The organism is Methylocystis echinoides, from assembly GCF_040687965.1.
GTDB lineage: Bacteria > Pseudomonadota > Alphaproteobacteria > Rhizobiales > Beijerinckiaceae > Methylocystis > Methylocystis echinoides_A.
The window spans coordinates 2790562-2804812 of the sequence record NZ_CP156084.1; the positions used below are offsets into that span (position 1 = coordinate 2790562).

16 protein-coding genes are annotated in these 14251 nt (G+C 60.2%); 4 read left to right on the forward strand and 12 right to left on the reverse strand.

Annotation, left to right across the window (positions count from 1 at the left end; genetic code table 11):
• Nucleotides 1-15 precede the first annotated feature (15 nt).
• From RVU70_RS13700 to RVU70_RS13720, 5 genes are all read right to left on the reverse strand, one after another.
• Nucleotides 16-450: a hypothetical protein gene (locus RVU70_RS13700; protein WP_363347177.1), complete on the reverse strand. Its 435-nt coding sequence runs from the start codon at nucleotides 448-450 to the stop codon at nucleotides 16-18.
• A 145-nt stretch (nucleotides 451-595) separates the two neighbouring features.
• On the reverse strand, nucleotides 596-931 hold the full coding sequence (locus RVU70_RS13705) for a hypothetical protein (protein WP_363347179.1): 336 nt from the start codon (nucleotides 929-931) through the stop codon (nucleotides 596-598).
• Nucleotides 932-1047: 116 nt separating this feature from the next.
• Nucleotides 1048-1638 carry a hypothetical protein gene (locus tag RVU70_RS13710; protein ID WP_363347181.1) on the reverse strand — a complete coding sequence of 197 codons (591 nt, stop codon included), beginning with the start codon at nucleotides 1636-1638 and terminating at the stop codon, nucleotides 1048-1050.
• 40 nt (nucleotides 1639-1678) lie between these two features.
• The gene (locus tag RVU70_RS13715; protein WP_363347183.1) at nucleotides 1679-1978 is read right to left on the reverse strand and encodes a hypothetical protein; all 300 of its coding nucleotides are present in this window, start codon (nucleotides 1976-1978) and stop codon (nucleotides 1679-1681) included.
• A 317-nt stretch (nucleotides 1979-2295) separates the two neighbouring features.
• Nucleotides 2296-3009: a response regulator transcription factor gene (locus tag RVU70_RS13720; protein WP_363347185.1), complete on the reverse strand. Its 714-nt coding sequence runs from the start codon at nucleotides 3007-3009 to the stop codon at nucleotides 2296-2298.
• 480 nt (nucleotides 3010-3489) lie between these two features.
• Here RVU70_RS13720 and RVU70_RS13725 point away from each other — a divergent pair, with 480 nt between their 5' ends.
• Nucleotides 3490-4188: a L,D-transpeptidase gene (locus tag RVU70_RS13725; RefSeq protein ID WP_363347187.1), complete on the forward strand. Its 699-nt coding sequence runs from the start codon at nucleotides 3490-3492 to the stop codon at nucleotides 4186-4188.
• Between the two features lie 2 nt (nucleotides 4189-4190).
• On the opposite strand, the gene RVU70_RS13730 is transcribed toward RVU70_RS13725, so the two are convergent.
• Nucleotides 4191-4508, reverse strand: coding sequence for a NepR family anti-sigma factor (locus tag RVU70_RS13730; RefSeq protein WP_363347189.1), 318 nt, complete (start codon nucleotides 4506-4508; stop codon nucleotides 4191-4193).
• A 185-nt stretch (nucleotides 4509-4693) separates the two neighbouring features.
• On the opposite strand from RVU70_RS13730, the gene RVU70_RS13735 reads away from it, so the two are divergent.
• A complete protein-coding gene (locus RVU70_RS13735; protein ID WP_363347191.1) occupies nucleotides 4694-5464 on the forward strand; it encodes a hypothetical protein in 771 nt (256 codons plus the stop codon).
• A 10-nt stretch (nucleotides 5465-5474) separates the two neighbouring features.
• On the opposite strand, the gene RVU70_RS13740 is transcribed toward RVU70_RS13735, so the two are convergent.
• The 4 genes from RVU70_RS13740 to RVU70_RS13755 all read right to left on the reverse strand — a co-directional run bounded on the left by RVU70_RS13740 (nucleotide 5475) and on the right by RVU70_RS13755 (nucleotide 8755).
• Complete coding sequence (locus RVU70_RS13740; protein ID WP_363347193.1) at nucleotides 5475-6275, reverse strand: cyclase family protein; 801 nt, start codon at nucleotides 6273-6275, stop codon at nucleotides 5475-5477.
• A 132-nt stretch (nucleotides 6276-6407) separates the two neighbouring features.
• Entirely contained in the window at nucleotides 6408-6719 is a 312-nt protein-coding gene (locus RVU70_RS13745) for a hypothetical protein (protein WP_363347195.1), read from the reverse strand.
• A gap of 124 nt (nucleotides 6720-6843) precedes the next feature.
• Nucleotides 6844-7818 carry an outer membrane beta-barrel protein gene (locus tag RVU70_RS13750; RefSeq protein WP_363347197.1) on the reverse strand — a complete coding sequence of 325 codons (975 nt, stop codon included), beginning with the start codon at nucleotides 7816-7818 and terminating at the stop codon, nucleotides 6844-6846.
• Between the two features lie 241 nt (nucleotides 7819-8059).
• On the reverse strand, nucleotides 8060-8755 hold the full coding sequence (locus RVU70_RS13755) for a response regulator transcription factor (protein ID WP_363347199.1): 696 nt from the start codon (nucleotides 8753-8755) through the stop codon (nucleotides 8060-8062).
• A gap of 276 nt (nucleotides 8756-9031) precedes the next feature.
• Here RVU70_RS13755 and RVU70_RS13760 point away from each other — a divergent pair, with 276 nt between their 5' ends.
• Nucleotides 9032-9568, forward strand: a complete 537-nt coding sequence (locus RVU70_RS13760) for a hypothetical protein (RefSeq protein WP_363347201.1) — start codon at nucleotides 9032-9034, stop codon at nucleotides 9566-9568.
• Between the two features lie 76 nt (nucleotides 9569-9644).
• Here RVU70_RS13760 and RVU70_RS13765 read toward each other — a convergent pair whose 3' ends face one another.
• The gene (locus RVU70_RS13765) at nucleotides 9645-10019 is read right to left on the reverse strand and encodes a hypothetical protein (RefSeq protein WP_363347202.1); all 375 of its coding nucleotides are present in this window, start codon (nucleotides 10017-10019) and stop codon (nucleotides 9645-9647) included.
• A gap of 19 nt (nucleotides 10020-10038) precedes the next feature.
• Nucleotides 10039-10338, reverse strand: a complete 300-nt coding sequence (locus RVU70_RS13770; RefSeq protein ID WP_363347204.1) for a hypothetical protein — start codon at nucleotides 10336-10338, stop codon at nucleotides 10039-10041.
• Between the two features lie 323 nt (nucleotides 10339-10661).
• Here RVU70_RS13770 and RVU70_RS13775 point away from each other — a divergent pair, with 323 nt between their 5' ends.
• Nucleotides 10662-14225: an outer membrane beta-barrel protein gene (locus RVU70_RS13775; protein WP_363347206.1), complete on the forward strand. Its 3564-nt coding sequence runs from the start codon at nucleotides 10662-10664 to the stop codon at nucleotides 14223-14225.
• Nucleotides 14226-14251: the final 26 nt, after the last annotated feature.

Below are 14251 nucleotides of genomic sequence, written 5' to 3' on the forward strand. Positions count from 1 at the left end.
GGCAAACGTCTTTTACTAATTGAAGCGGCGCAAAACAGCCCGGCGCTCGTTGCGGCCATGAGCGAGCAAAGGCTCCAGCATCTGCGGCGCGCCGAAAAAGCTCCGTACTTCATTAGGAACATAGGCGAGCTTTTCGTTCAGAAGTTCGATTACGAGCGCGACGCTTTCCTCGATATTAAGGCCGGGGAGTTCGAAGTGGCCCGTTTCTAAACAGGATGAGAGCTGGTCGAGCTCAGCGCGACCTGCCTTAGGGTCAGTCAGCTCCGATAGAACGTCCACTGCAGCGACGTCGAGCGCTCGGGCGAGGGCGTCAAGCGGCGACTCCCCCTTGCGCCAACCTCCGATATGATAGGCTAGAATAGCGCGTTTGGAGCTGCGCCACTCACGGTCGATGCGTCCCCAATCTTCCTGGGATGTGATCCGCTCAGCAGCGCGACCGTCCTGTTCCATTTCGGAGCCCTGTTGCTTCTGGCGCTCTCAATAATAATGGCGCAGGCGTTTTTCGCCTGATTTTCCCAGCAAGGTCCCGAGCCGACGCGCGGCTCGGGAGATCTGCCGTGATGCTTGGCTTTTGCAGCAGCCCTCTCGCCTTTCCTCAGGGATTTCCGAGACCCGGCAGGGGCGGCAGGGATTCGATATGCTGGCCAAGACCCGTGTAGCTTTGATTGCCGACCTGGGTGACGCCAGCAGTGTTCGACTGTGAGCTTCCGGCTTTGCCGATGGAGACCTGCTGCACGCCGACAAAATTAGTCAGGCTGTTCTGCTTGACGTCGAGATCGTTGTGCTGGCCAAACTGCACGCCCGCGACGGCGCCCAGCAGCGGATTGTTGATGTTGACGCCGATAAAGCTCGGGCTGACGCTGATGAAGCCTTGCGCCTGGGCCTGGCCTGCTCCAGCGCAGACCAAAAGTGGAATAAGCCAATATTTCATTTTCATGCTCCGCTCATCTTCGGCGATCCCGTCGGGCAGGGACGTGGCCGCATTCGAGGATAGAGTCGCGGCTAAGGAAGCCGCGACCTGGTTCGACTCCAGCCAGGAGCAAGTTGTCAGGGCGCGCTGAAGTTCAGCGGAACCTGGCCTTGAATGACCGTCGCCTTATTAATGGCGTCACCCCCTTTGGAGGTGTCGCCGATGGACTGATTGATCGTCAATTCTTGCGAGAGGGACTTGTTTCCCGCGTTGACAGGGATCTGCACCTGCAAGACCGACGCCTTATTCAGCGCAAAGCCGCCTTTTGACGTGTCGCCGGTCAGCTGGTTCAATTTCAGTTGCTGTGTGACCGAAGGCGTCGGCGGCGATGCGGGCGGCGTCAAGGGCGCCAAAGGCGCGAGGGGCGCGCCGCCGGCCGATTGGGTCGAAGAGGTGATCGTTATCTCAGCGAAGGCGAGGCTGTTTGAGAGGGCCATGATGGCGGGGACGAGAAGAAACTTCTTCATCTTGATTCCTCCTGATGTCCCTGTGAATTGACGCCGAGAGGCGCACCAGGGATCTATTTGGGAGGCAGCACTAGGTTTGGCGCCTGTTTGGCTGCCTAGTTTTCGAAAAGCAGCGGCCCACTTCCTACTCGCTGTATCAGCAATGCTTAATGCAATGGGCGGGAACGCCGCCGGGTCCGGTGCGAAGATCGCGGCCGGCAATTGGCCGCGATCCTCTCTTAGCGAACTAGCGCGTCAATTCTCACGGGGCGCCGAAGTTCAGCGGAACCTGAGCCTGGATCACGACGTTCTTGTTGATCGCGTCGCCGCCCTTGGAGGTGTTGCCGATCGTCTGGCCAAGCTCCGCCTTCTGCGAGATGTTGCCGGAGCCGGCGTTGACCGGAACCTGCGCCTGCACGAGGAAGGACTTGTTCAGGGCGAAACCACCCTTGGAGGTGTCGCCGATCGTCTGGTTGAGCTTCAGCGACTGGCTGATGTCGAGAGCGAAGGCGAAGTTGGTCGAAAGGGCCACCGCGGCCGAAACGAGAAGCAGCTTTTTCATAGGAATTCTCCCAGAATCCACAAGGAAGCTCTACTGCGAGCTTACAGTTGCGAATGTAACTGGGCGGTGGATATGCCGATAGGCGCCATTTCGGCTCAATTAAGGCAAGCTTTGGCAACAAAAGGACAGGGTGAAGGCGCCCGTTTGGCGTACGTACTTATCCGCGGAGGAGAGCGGTGGGCGATCCGCATCTCCCTCCTCGGGTCTATTTCGATCGGACGTCGTCTGCGTGGTCTCTTCCCTGGCCCTGTGCAGGAAGCGGGCCAAATGCGCTGATACTCTTTTCAAACCGGCGAACGCGGACGCTGAAGCAGCGACTATTTGGCGGGCTTTGCGACCAGTTCCGCGATTTTTACGACAGCTTCAGTGCGATTGCGCACCTGCAGTTTCCGCATCACGTTTCGGATATGGACTTTTACGCTGCTTGCGCTCATGCCAAGTTCATAAGCAATCACTTTGTTGGACTTGCCCTTCAACAAGGCTTTTACGACGTCGTTCTCGCGAGCGGTGAAATCCACCTTTGGGTCGTTGGCGGTGGAGTCGGTGCGCGCGGTTTTCCACATTTCCTTCGCCGCCTGCGCGGGGACGAAGACGCCACCCGACAGCACGAGCCTGATCGCCTGCGCCGCGACCTCTAAAGGGGTGTTGCTCGGGATATAGCCCTTCGCGCCGTTGCGAATAACGTCGCTCATGTGGTCCAGGCTGAAATCGTCCGAGAGAACGATGACCGGCACGGGCTTTTGTTCGCCTGAGGACTCGTGCACGATCTCCGAACGCCGTGCGTCGATCTCCGTCTCTCGGCCGCTCAGGATGATGATGCAGGCTGAGGACCCCGTGGGATCCCGGCTCCAACTCCCCATATCCGGATAGGCCAATACGGGAAGGGCCAGCTTTTTTTGGAGGCTCAGCGCCAAGCATTCGCGGATCAGGGAGCGCGCTTCGATGATGACGACCGAGGGAGCCGTCAATAGAGGCAGCCCAAGGCCGCTTACCTCATTAAGGCGAATCTGTTCTTGAACCTCAGCGATCATATAACCCCCCTTCGGACGCGCGTCTCTCACAGAGTAATTGCAAGGATTCCGCACAGTAGGCGTTGAGAGAAATGCTAAGCCTCTACGTTGCTATTCTGCACGTCCGTGTAATGTCGCTTTTATAACGCGATCCACGCTAACTACTCTTGTGGCGATCTGCCAAGGAAGCATTCGCTCATGAACAACGTTCGATCGTTGATGTTGCGGTGTTGCAACATCTTAAGCGGTTGCCGGTTCTGGCCGATTTCGGTTGACGATCGCCCGATGAAGTTCGCCAACGCCCCCCGGGGCCGCTTGGCGCGCCGCCGCAACCAGCCCCCGTTTTGCCGAAATTGGCTTACAAAAAAGCGCGAGGGAGGAAGTAAAAACAAGATGATGCGCAGGCTCGCACCGTTTCTTCTCATCCTGGCCGCGGTCCTCGCGTCCGGCCCTCGCGCCGCGTCCGCGCAGAGCTACAGGGACTCACGGGACTCTTATGTCGTGGATTCTTGGTCCGACGACGATGATGGTGAAGCGATTCCTTACGAGAGCTTCGACCGGCCGACACGGGCCTATCCCCGTCGAGATTTCCCACTCGAGCGGCCGGGCAGGGGCGTCGATCCCTCCTACGGCGAGATCGAATCAGCGCCGCGCGGGGGTCCGCGCCAACCGCGCGTCGCCGCGCTTCCCCGCGACGCCGACCCGGCCTATTCGACGCCCTTGGATTTCGACGACCTCGTGGACCCCGGTCAATCCACGCGCGAGCCAGTGCGCGACCCGACAGGGGCCCCGCCCGGCGCAATCACAATCGATACGCGGGCGCGCAAGCTTTATCTGTCGCTCGGGGGAGGACAGGCGATTCAGTATGGCGTCGGCGTGGGGCGCGAGGGGTTCTCCTGGAAGGGCAAAGCGCAAATCGGTCGCAAGGCCTTCTGGCCAGGATGGACGCCGCCCAAGGAAATGTTGCTACGGCGTCCCGACCTCCCCTTACACATGGAGGGCGGCCTCGAGAATCCGCTCGGCGCCCGGGCGCTGTATCTCTTCGCCGGCGCCAAGGACACGATGTTTCGCATCCACGGCACCAATGAACCGGATACAATCGGGCAGGCCGTATCTTCAGGCTGCATCCGCATGCTCAATGCGGATGTCATCGATCTTTATGGCCGCGTCGCCAAGGGAACGCAGGTCGTCGTGCGCTGACCTCAGCGGCTCTGCTGGGCGTCGAGCGCCTCAACGAGAGCGAGGATACGCTCCGGAACCGGCTGGCGCAGCATGGCCTCATAGAAATCCGAGAGCTGGCGGCTGAGGTGATCGGTGGCCACTTCCTTGTAGCGGGAGGCGAGAAGCTTCGAGGCCGGGTCGCCGTGCAGGGGCGGATTCGATCCGCCGGCTTTTCCGGCGCGCCGCAGCATCGCGGAGCCGGCGAGGCTGTCATAGGACTTGAGCGCTGTGGGACGCTTCGCGATTCTGGCGGCGCCGAGATCGTTCGGGCCAGTTTTTCCGAGTTCGAGAAGGTTCATCGGGCGCCTCGAGTCTGTTGCACGGGCGCTTCCAAAAGAGGAAGCAAAAGCAAACGCTCACGGAAGCATGATGAGACCGCAAAAGCGTTAATTAACCGTAAAAGCTCTTAAGTTTTTGGTTTTTTGACTTTTGGGCCCCCCTGGCTCCATGATTTGCTCAAGCGACGTTCTACTGGAGAGGCGACTTGCTGTTTTTATGTTCCCTGCCCCTATGGCTGGGCGCCTTTTTCACCGTGCTGGCGCCGACGGCGCTCGCCATGCTGGGCCCAGTTCTCGTGCGCAAGCGGTATCCGCTGTCTGTCCTCGTGAAGAACAACGAAATCGCCGGCTTCAAATTCGCCACGATCGGCGTCATCTACGCGGTGATCCTGGCTTTTGCGATCGTTTCAGTTTGGGAGAAATTCAGCGAGGCCGAATTGCGCGTCTTGCAGGAAGCGGGGGCGTCGGCGACAATTTTTCGTATTGCGAGGGGAGAGGAGGCGGAGGCCGTCGCGACTCGCGCCGCCTTGCGCCAATATCTGACGACGGTCGTCGAGGACGATTGGCCGCGGATGGCGATAGGGACCGAAGGCCGCGATGCGACCAGGGCGCTCGATGCGCTCTATGCGGCGGCGATTCGTCTTGTCGACGGCAGGCGACCGGCCGTCGGCGTGGAGGTCATGAAAGAACTTGGGGCCATCACAGAAGCGCGTCGGGGACGGCTCCATCTTTCGATCGGCGTTGTGCCGCCGGCGCTTTGGGCGATGCTCCTTTCCGGCGCGTTGGTGACGATCGGCTTCACCTACTATTTCGGCATGGAGAACCTGCGCGCTCAAACTACAATGACAGGCGCTCTGTCCTTTGTGGTCTTTCTCGGTCTTTTCATCATCCTTTCCTACGATCGTCCCTTCACAGGAGACGTTTCCATCCATCCTCATGCAATTCGCACGCTTCTCGAGGATTTCGGCGACGGCTGAAGAGCAGGCGCTAACGTGGCGCGAAGGCGATGACCCGCGCCGGCGCGCCGGACCCCTGCGCAATCTTCATCGGCATGGCCATGACCAGCGCGCCCGTTGGCGGCAACTGGTCGAGGTTGGTCAGATTTTCGAGGCCCGGGACATTGGCGGCGCCAATGATGCGGTGGACCATGAAGTCCCGCGAGGGCCCGATATCCACGCTTGCCGTATCGAGGCCGATCAACGAGACGTGTCGTGCGCTGACGAGCAACGTGGCCGCCTCCGGCCCAAAAGACGGGAAATGAAGGTTGGTCGCGACTCCAGGCGTATCGTCGCCAAGATAAGATTTGCGATCCGGCCAACGCGCGCTCCAGCCGGTGCGCAACAGCACGATGGCGCCGTCTGGAATGCGCCCGTAGCTATTCTCCCACGCCTCGATATCGGCGGGGCTCAACGCATAGTCGGGATCCTTCGCCGCCTTGGCGGCGATGTCGATGACAACCGCGGGGCGTATGAGCCGGTCGATTGGAATATCCGAATTGGTCCAGTGATTTTCTGCAAAATGCATGGGCGCGTCGATGTGCGTGCCGCCATGCTCTGGAGAACAAAAGGCGTTGGAGTAATAAAAGAAGCCGCCCTTTGTAAGCCCCTTGTGCTCTTGCTTGAGCTGGAAGCCGGTGGGCTCGGTCGGCCAATAAATTGTGTTGGCGTCATAGGGATGGCTGAGGTCGATGACCTTGGACGCGGCGAGGTCGATGGTCTGCGCCTGTGCGCCCGCCAGCCAGCCCGCTGCAGCAGCCGCGAAAACGATCCTGATGACCCGACGCTCCATCTCTCCCCCCAGATCGCCCGCGGCAATGAGCCAGAAGGGGAGAGTGCCCTATTGCGCCGGTTCTGCCAACTCCAGGCATATGCGACGTGAGCTTCGAGCGGCGGCGCTCAATGCGCCGCCTGTCGAGTCAGATCAGGGCTGGGAGGTGGAAAATGGGGACAAATTATTGAACGTCACAATATGCTGGCCCAGATTTACGAAGTCCTTGGGCCCCGTCTGTACGACCGTGGCGTCGTTACTGAGCTTTTCATTCGGTTTGCCGACGGCGAGTTGCTGCACGGCGAAAATATTCACCGGGGCGCTCTGCTGGGTGGAAATGACGTTGTTCTGACCCGCCTGCACGCCGGTCGTTACGGTCACAAAGGGGGTGCTGTAAGTGTAAACCTGCGCCTGCGCCTCAGCGGCCCCAATGCAGACGAGAATGGGAATAAGCCAGTATTTCATGTTTTCAACTCCCACTTCCTGGCAACGATATTCAACGCTACGCATCGTCGCAATCGCTGCATCTGATTGCGGGCCGATTGGGCCCGCAATTCTCAGCGATGTCCGGCGCCGCCCGGTCTCGTCGTCAATACTTCGCGACGATCGGAACTGGCGCGCCCCAATTAAAGTGGTAGCTCACGCCCGCGCGGACAATGTTTCCGTTGAGCCGGGCGCGCACCTGGCCGCCGAAAATCGCCGGGTCGGGAAGGAACGATGCAGGGTTGACCGAACTCATCACGAAGTCGTCCGAGAACGAGCCCAGGTCGTAATAGAGATACTCGACCTTTGCCGACCAGTTCGGGAGGAACATCCACTCGAGACCGCCGCCGGCCGTCCATCCGGTCAGCACCGTCGAGATGTTCACGCCGCCAGCGCCAGGGCCAGTGAAGAAATTACCAGGGCTGAGCGGCGTGGGGCCCGTCGGCGCGACGGAGGTCAGCGTGTTCACATTGACGCCGCCATAGGCGAAGCCGCCGGTGCCATAGACGAGCAGGGTCGGGATCACAGCCCAGCCAAGGCGGCCGCGCACTGTGCCGAGGTAGTTCAGGCTACCGCGAACGGCCGTGACGCCCGCGTAACCATCGCCGACGAGCGGGCCGAGCAGACCGGGGACGGCCACATTCGTCAGGACAGTTCGCGAGCCGTTGCTCGCCGCGACGCCCTGGAAGTCCGCCTCCAGGCCAATGACGAAATTGTTGTAGAATTGCCAGTTGTAACCAAACTGGCCGCCGCCGATGAAGCCGCCGTTGTTGCCGGAGTTGACGCCGCCGGCAGACGCAGCCGTGCTGAAAGCCGCCAGGTAATTGCCTTGGTCGAAAACAAAGGCGGACGGAAGCGCCCAAAAAGGACCGGCTCCGAGGGGGCTGACGGCGATGGTTTGCTGATTACTATTCGCCCAAGTCCCGCCGGCGTTGAGACCGACGTAGAATCCCGTCCAGGTCGGCGGCGGCGGCGGCGGCGGCGGAAGGACCGGCGGGGCTTTGCGAGACGGGAGATCGGCGGCCAGCGCTGACCCAGCGGTCAGCGCGAGCGCGGCGACGGAGAGAGCGATCTTCTTCATTTCAGTAACCCATCCTCACACAGCGCATAAACGCATAGCTTTCTCGTTCCAAGAACGGTTACCCCTGAAAGAGCTCAAAGCAAACTGGATTCACGCCGCACTGCACTCGTTTCTGAGCATGCGTGTTCTCGAGGTCACACTATCGCGCGCGCTTATTGTAAAGATACAGCTTGTGGGGCGACGATTTAAAGCTGCGCTCACGTCAGGCAAAGGGCGTTTTGAACGGAACTCGTCGCAGTGGTCACCGCGAAAAAGTGCAGCGAATAATCTGAGAAAGCTTGGTGACCGCTTCTGTGCGATTTCGGGCCCGCAACTTACGGAAAACGCTTCGGATATGATATTTGACGCTGCTTTCCGCCAACCCGATGTCATAGGCGATGACTTTGTTGGACTTGCCTTTCAATAAGGCTTCGACAACCTGGTGTTCCCGCTGCGTGAAATCAGTCGACGCCCTCGTTTGTGGAGGGTTGGCCCCGTCTTGCGGCCCCTCCAGGTCCATGACATTCGCCGGGATGAAGCAGCCGCCAGCGAGCACCAGCTGAATTGCTTCGGCGGCCACGTCGAGCGACATCTCCATTGGAATAAATCCGCGCGCGCCACAACGAAGCGCATCGGCGACGTTCTGTGCGCTCGGAGCCTCGGCGAGGATGATGACAGGCGGGGCATTTTCGAAGACCGAAAGCTCCCGGAGGAGTTCATGCCACAGGGCGCTCGCCACGCCTTGGCCGCTCACGACAATCACGCATTTGGCAAAGGTGGAGGCGCTATGGCTCCAATTTTGGAGATCGGAATAGGTTGCGATGGGAAGCAGAAGCTTTTCTTGAAGACCGAGCGCCAGACACTCGCGTATGAGCGTCCTCTTATCGATTAAGACGACCGTCGGCTCCATATCGACTGGTCGATCTGTCTTCACGTAAAATTCAGCCGTTTCAACCATTGGGTCCCCCACGGGCGCGCAATAGGAAGGCTACGCGCGAGGAGTCCAAATAAGCCTTGAGACAAACGCTAAGATTTTACCAATCATCCGCTTAAGAGGATGAGAGCGCACGCCTGAAGAGGAACAAGCGCGCTCGCGCCTGTGCGATCCAATTGGGCTGAAGCCAACTGGATTTTGCTAGGCGAGGCCCTGGCTGGGAGGTCGAAAAGCTAAGGAACGAATACATAGGCCAGCGCGTTGTTCTTCAAGCGTCGCTTTCCGCACGGGAGGCCGCATGTGGCCAAACCGGAAGGAAAGCTTGCGATGACCAGCAACAACAACAATATTTGCTGGCGCAGGCTCTTCGTTATCGGTGGCTTGCTGTCGTTTACAAGTGCGTTTGGCCAAGTGCTTGCGCCTGTATCTGTTCATACAGCCCCACAGGCGGCGCTAAAGCAGGGCGCCTTCGCTTTGCAAGGAGCCGCGCCTCTTCAGGCTTCTGCGGCCCTTGCCGAAGGTCCGGCAGCCGCGACGCCGTCGGCTGCATCGGCGAGCAGCTTCCTCGCGCCGGCGCAGATTGCGACGATCGCCGCGGAGCAAACGATCAATCCGACAGTTCTCGCGCCCTCGGCGCGTAAGTTGATCCCGAGGGGATGCATGTTGATATTGTCGTGCCCGACGGCGAACAATCGGCGGCCTTATTTTGCAAAAAGCCTGCCGCCCCAGCGGAGCGTTGAAAAGCATTGGCGACCAATGCGCTCGACGCATGTCCAAATGAAGCGGGGCATGGGCAAGCGCCATGCCGACCTCGCACATTTGTCAGCCTCGAAATAGCTCATCCGTCGCGGCGTCTCGCACGCTGCGAAAAACGGGATCGCTCAATCACATTGATTGACCCGGCGCTCTCCGGCTACTTGTTTCTCTCCTGAGGGCCAGTGCGCTGGATAATAACGGCGCTGCTGTTCTGGCCGCGCTGCTTGACGACGACAGAGCCTGGCGCGGATTGCACATGCGTTTCGGCTTTCGTCTCACCAGGGCTCGTCTGAATGATGGTCACGGAGCTACTGGAGCCGCCGGACTCGGTGACGACGTTGATCTCATTCGCATAAGTTGGGTGCGACATGCCGATCAAGCTCACGAAAAGCGAAGCATGGAGGCGATTCATCGGCCTGCGCCTGTTCATGAGGCCATGGATGCCCAAAGCCCGGTAGGGCTCGATATTAGAACGATGGGCGTGGCCTTCCAAGATGAGATCGCGGCCGAGCGGCCGCGATCTGCTTGTCATCCAGCCTCGAAGTTTAATCTCAGGGGGCGCTGAAGTTCAGCGGAACCTGGGCCTGGATCACGACGGCCTTGTTCTTGGCTTCGCCGCCCTTGGTGGTGTCGCCGATCGACTGCGCGATGTCCGCTTTCTGCGTGACGTTGCCCGACGTCGTGTTCACGGGAACTTGCGCCTGCAGAACGAAAGCCTTGTTGAGGGCGAAGCCGCCCTTCGAGGTGTCGCCGATCGACTGGTTCAGCTTAAGCGACTGGCTGATGTCGAGAGCAAAGGCAAAGCTGCTCGAAAGAGCAAGAACAACGGGAACAATAATGAGCTTTTTCATATGACCCTCCTGGTTTTTGGGAAGCCAATGAAGGCTTCGAAAACATTCTACGGCTCCGTCGACGAGGTGAACAGACGCCAATTCGGCTAAGAGGAAACATGGTTTCGCCCCCAAAAGGATTAAGTGCGGGCGCCCAAATGGGTGACGCCAATTGCTAAGCTCATGCTATGCGGTGTAACTAACTATAGCTTAGCAATAAGATGTGTTGCAGAAAAACCGCATTGCACAGCGAACTTCATCCGAATTGAACAGGAAGCTAGCCTTAGTCAGGATGTTCTGATTACCGTCTTGCTGAGATCACGAATTGAATCGGGCGCAGTTCCTTGGCTACGCAAAAAAAACGTTTCCAGAACCGGCATGTGCGCCGCGGCGGCTGTTTCCTGGCTGCGGTCGTTGCGGGTGCGACTCAGTTCACGGCGAGGGCGGAGGCGCAGGCTTTCAATCCGACCGTGCTGGCGCCTGCGGCGAAGCTTCCGCCAGCTCGCGAAGTCAAAGCGACGATTGCGCGTGACCGTAAAGCCCTCCTCGCGCCGGCCGGAGCTGAAAATAAGTTTGTCACCGTTCAAAGCGTCGCGATTGAGGGCGCATTCCCCGAGCTGTCCGAGCAGAACGCCGCATTTGCGCGGAAACTGCAGGGAAGGCGGCTCAGCGTTGCGGAAATTTATCAGGCAGCCTTCGAGCTTCAGGCCGCTTATGCAAAGGCGTTCCCGCTCACGACTCTCATTGCTCCGCGGCCGGAGTTCGACGGAGGGGTTGTCCGCCTCGCGGTCATCGATGGAGTCATCGAGGATATCGAGATTGTCGGGGCGTCAGAGGGCACCCAACAGCTTGTTCGCTCCCGTCTCGAACCGCTCCTTGGCCAGCGCCATCTGACGGCCGCCGAATATGATCGGCGAACCATTCTCGTTGGCATGATCGCCGGCGTGAGCGGCGTGGCGACCGCAAAGCCTGGCGCAGGCGACGACAGATATGTTCTTTCGATCGGGATTACCGAAAACCGCGTCGCCGGGGCCTCGGTCATCACAAACCGACTGCCGAAAGAATTCGGGCCCTGGGAGTTCGCGCAAGCTCTGGCCGTGAACAACGCCTTTGGCTTTGGCGAGCAGATTTCCGGGGCCGTATCGTCGAGCCCGGATGTGGACCGCTTTTTCGACGGCACGGCAAAAAGTCAGGCCTATAGCGTCGATGTGGCGATTCCCGTCGGCATCGACGGTCTTGCTATCGGCGGCGGCTATCTCTCTGCGCGTTCCCGCGCCACCCCTTTGTTTTCTCCGCTGCCAGCCGACCTGCTCAACGCAGGCGAACGGTCGACCGGCAGGTTCGATCGCGTCAATGTGAAGGTCGGTTATCCGCTCATTCTCCGCTCGGATCTGACGCTTCGCACGCAGGTCTCGCTGGAGCACATCAACAACCGCAACCGCTATGAGCCCTTACCGCTCGGTTTCGTGTTCCCGAGCCTTTCGCTTTTTCCAATTAACGACGTCAGCCGCGACCGCTACACCGTCACGAGATTGGGAGCGGAGGGCAGCTACCGTCTTCCGTGGCTCGAAAATGCGACGGCCAGCGGTCTTATTCTTTACGGTCTCGGCCTCGGCGGCCGCGTAGGCAGCGACAACTATATGTTTGGTCCGCCGCTCTCGCGCCTCTACGCGAGTCCCGTCTTCAACAGGTTGAACCTCAAGGGTCGCATTGACATCGGCTTGCCGGAGCAATTCTATTTCTCCGCGATCGGCCGCATGCAGACGAGCTTCGGCAAGCCGCTGATGCTCCCCGAAAACTTCATTCTCGATGGTTCCGAGGCCGTGTCCGGCTATGCGTCCGGCACGCTCAACGTGGACCGTGGCGTGACGGCGCGCGCCGAGCTTATGCGCCCCGTCAATCTCGAATTCCTGGGCTTCAATCATGTCGTCGCCCCTTACATTTTCGGCGCCTGGGGCAGCGGCGTGCACGAAAATCGCGCGCCGGGTCAGCTCCGCAACATTTGGGCGGAGACCTTTGGCGGCGGCCTGAGAACGGACACCAATTTCACCGACACGCCATTCGGCGAGTCGCTCGCGATCGAGTTCGGACGCGATTTTTCGAACATTCCGTTCCGCGAGACCGGCTATCGCACCAATGTGAGCTACGCCATGCGTTTCGCCGGCAATCCGCTGGCGCCCGACGCGACGCCGGCGTCGCGTACCGGCGTGCTCAAGAGCGGTCTGCCCGATGCGCCGCCGCCTTTGCTTTGGCAGGGGTTCTATGCTGGCTTGAACGCCGGTTACACTTGGGATCCGCGCCCGGCGGTCACGACTTTGTCTTGGCCGGCGGAGACGTCAATTGACAATTGGCTGATGGCGCCGCCCTCGCTCATTCCTTTCCCAGGTTACTGGGAGGCTTCCGCGCGCGGCGTCAATGGCCAATCTCTTGCCGCGGGCGGCGGTTTTTTCGGCGGCGGGCAGCTCGGCTTCAATCTGCAGGTCAATCGTTTCGTGCTCGGCATCGAGACAGACATGCAGGGCGCAAACACGCGCACGCGGCATGTATTGCAGAGCTTCAACCCGGCAGGCATTCTCGGCGCGCCCTGGGTCGATTACGCCGGCACGTCGATCCACAACACCAAGTCTGTTGATTGGCTCGGCACGACGCGCGCGCGCGTCGGCTATCTGATTACGCCCACCTTGCTCGGCTACGCGACGGGCGGCGTCGCCTATGGCGGCGCCCGCGCGAGCAGCGTCGCCTTGCAGAGCTGGGGCGGAGAATTGATGAGCGCGGTCCTGGGGGTGCCGGCGCTGCTGCAGGCCTCCGGCGGAGCGGGCCAGTATTCGGGAACGCGCGCTGGTTGGACTATCGGCGCCGGTCTCGAATGGATGTTCGCTCCGAACGCCAGCCTCAAAGCCGAATATCTGCATTACGACCTCGGCAGCACCAACTATGCAATTTCGCCGCTTGCGACGATTTTGCAGCCGCTCGCTCTCAGCAACGTGCTCGGCGTGAACGCCTATACGCAGTTCAGGGGCGACATCGCACGCATGGGGCTGAACTATCATTTCGGCGCGGGCAAAACCGTGGAGACGGCTTCCGCGCCCCCGGCGGTCTTCACGTCCGGCTTCTACGCCGGTCTGAACGTTGGGTATGGCTGGGACGCGACGCCCACCGTCTCCTCGCGCGTCGTTCCGATGCAGAACACGCTCGACCAGGCTTTGGCGTCAAATCTCGGCTCAGCCGCGGCGCTCACCGCGACCGGCGCCTTGAAGGCAAATGCAAATGGCGCGTTGGGCGGCGGCCAGGCGGGTTACAATTACGTCCTGGGCCGTTATGTCGGCGGCGTCGAGTTTGATTTGCAGGGTGCGAGCCAGCAGGGCCAGGGAGGTTTCGCCGCCATTGCGCCCTATACGATCGCCGGCGCGCCCCTCGGGACGACTGGAACGTCGGTCGCCGTCGAGAAAACCCTCGATTGGTTCGGCACGGTGCGCGCGCGGGCCGGCTATCTTATCACGCCGTCGATCCTTGCTTTCGCCAGCGGCGGCTTTGCCTATGGCGGTATGACCCTGCAAAATCGCGTCGGTCACACGACGGACGTGCTTCCCTTGCTTTGGGCCTTTGCCCAGTCGAACAGTTCCGTTGGCCACATTTCTACGGCGCGCGTCGGCTGGACTCTCGGCGGCGGCTTTGAATGGAAGTTCACGCCCGATATGAGCCTGAAGGCCGAGTATCTCTATTACGACCTGGGCCAGGCGAACGCGACCGGAGCCATTACGGACGCTTTCAGAATTGGGCCAGCCAGCCCTGCGTTCGTTAATACCGCGAACGTGACTGCAAGCACACGTTTCAACGGACAAATCGCGCGGCTCGGCTTCAACTACCACTTCGATCCGACCGTCGCGATGCAGTTGATCGTCAAGTGACCGCGGGCGGCGAGTTTTCTCGCCGC

Coding starts and splice junctions, on each gene's coding strand:
- RVU70_RS13720 (WP_363347185.1), bottom strand. CDS start 3,009: ATGATCGCTGAGGTTCAAGAACAGATTCGCCTTAATGAGGTAAGCGGC.
- RVU70_RS13755 (WP_363347199.1), bottom strand. CDS start 8,755: ATGGTTGAAACGGCTGAATTTTACGTGAAGACAGATCGACCAGTCGAT.
- RVU70_RS13740 (WP_363347193.1), bottom strand. CDS start 6,275: ATGGAGCGTCGGGTCATCAGGATCGTTTTCGCGGCTGCTGCAGCGGGC.
- RVU70_RS13715 (WP_363347183.1), bottom strand. CDS start 1,978: ATGAAAAAGCTGCTTCTCGTTTCGGCCGCGGTGGCCCTTTCGACCAAC.
- RVU70_RS13745 (WP_363347195.1), bottom strand. CDS start 6,719: ATGAAATACTGGCTTATTCCCATTCTCGTCTGCATTGGGGCCGCTGAG.
- RVU70_RS13705 (WP_363347179.1), bottom strand. CDS start 931: ATGAAATATTGGCTTATTCCACTTTTGGTCTGCGCTGGAGCAGGCCAG.
- RVU70_RS13770 (WP_363347204.1), bottom strand. CDS start 10,338: ATGAAAAAGCTCATTATTGTTCCCGTTGTTCTTGCTCTTTCGAGCAGC.
- RVU70_RS13730 (WP_363347189.1), bottom strand. CDS start 4,508: ATGAACCTTCTCGAACTCGGAAAAACTGGCCCGAACGATCTCGGCGCC.
- RVU70_RS13750 (WP_363347197.1), bottom strand. CDS start 7,818: ATGAAGAAGATCGCTCTCTCCGTCGCCGCGCTCGCGCTGACCGCTGGG.
- RVU70_RS13765 (WP_363347202.1), bottom strand. CDS start 10,019: ATGACAAGCAGATCGCGGCCGCTCGGCCGCGATCTCATCTTGGAAGGC.
- RVU70_RS13700 (WP_363347177.1), bottom strand. CDS start 450: ATGGAACAGGACGGTCGCGCTGCTGAGCGGATCACATCCCAGGAAGAT.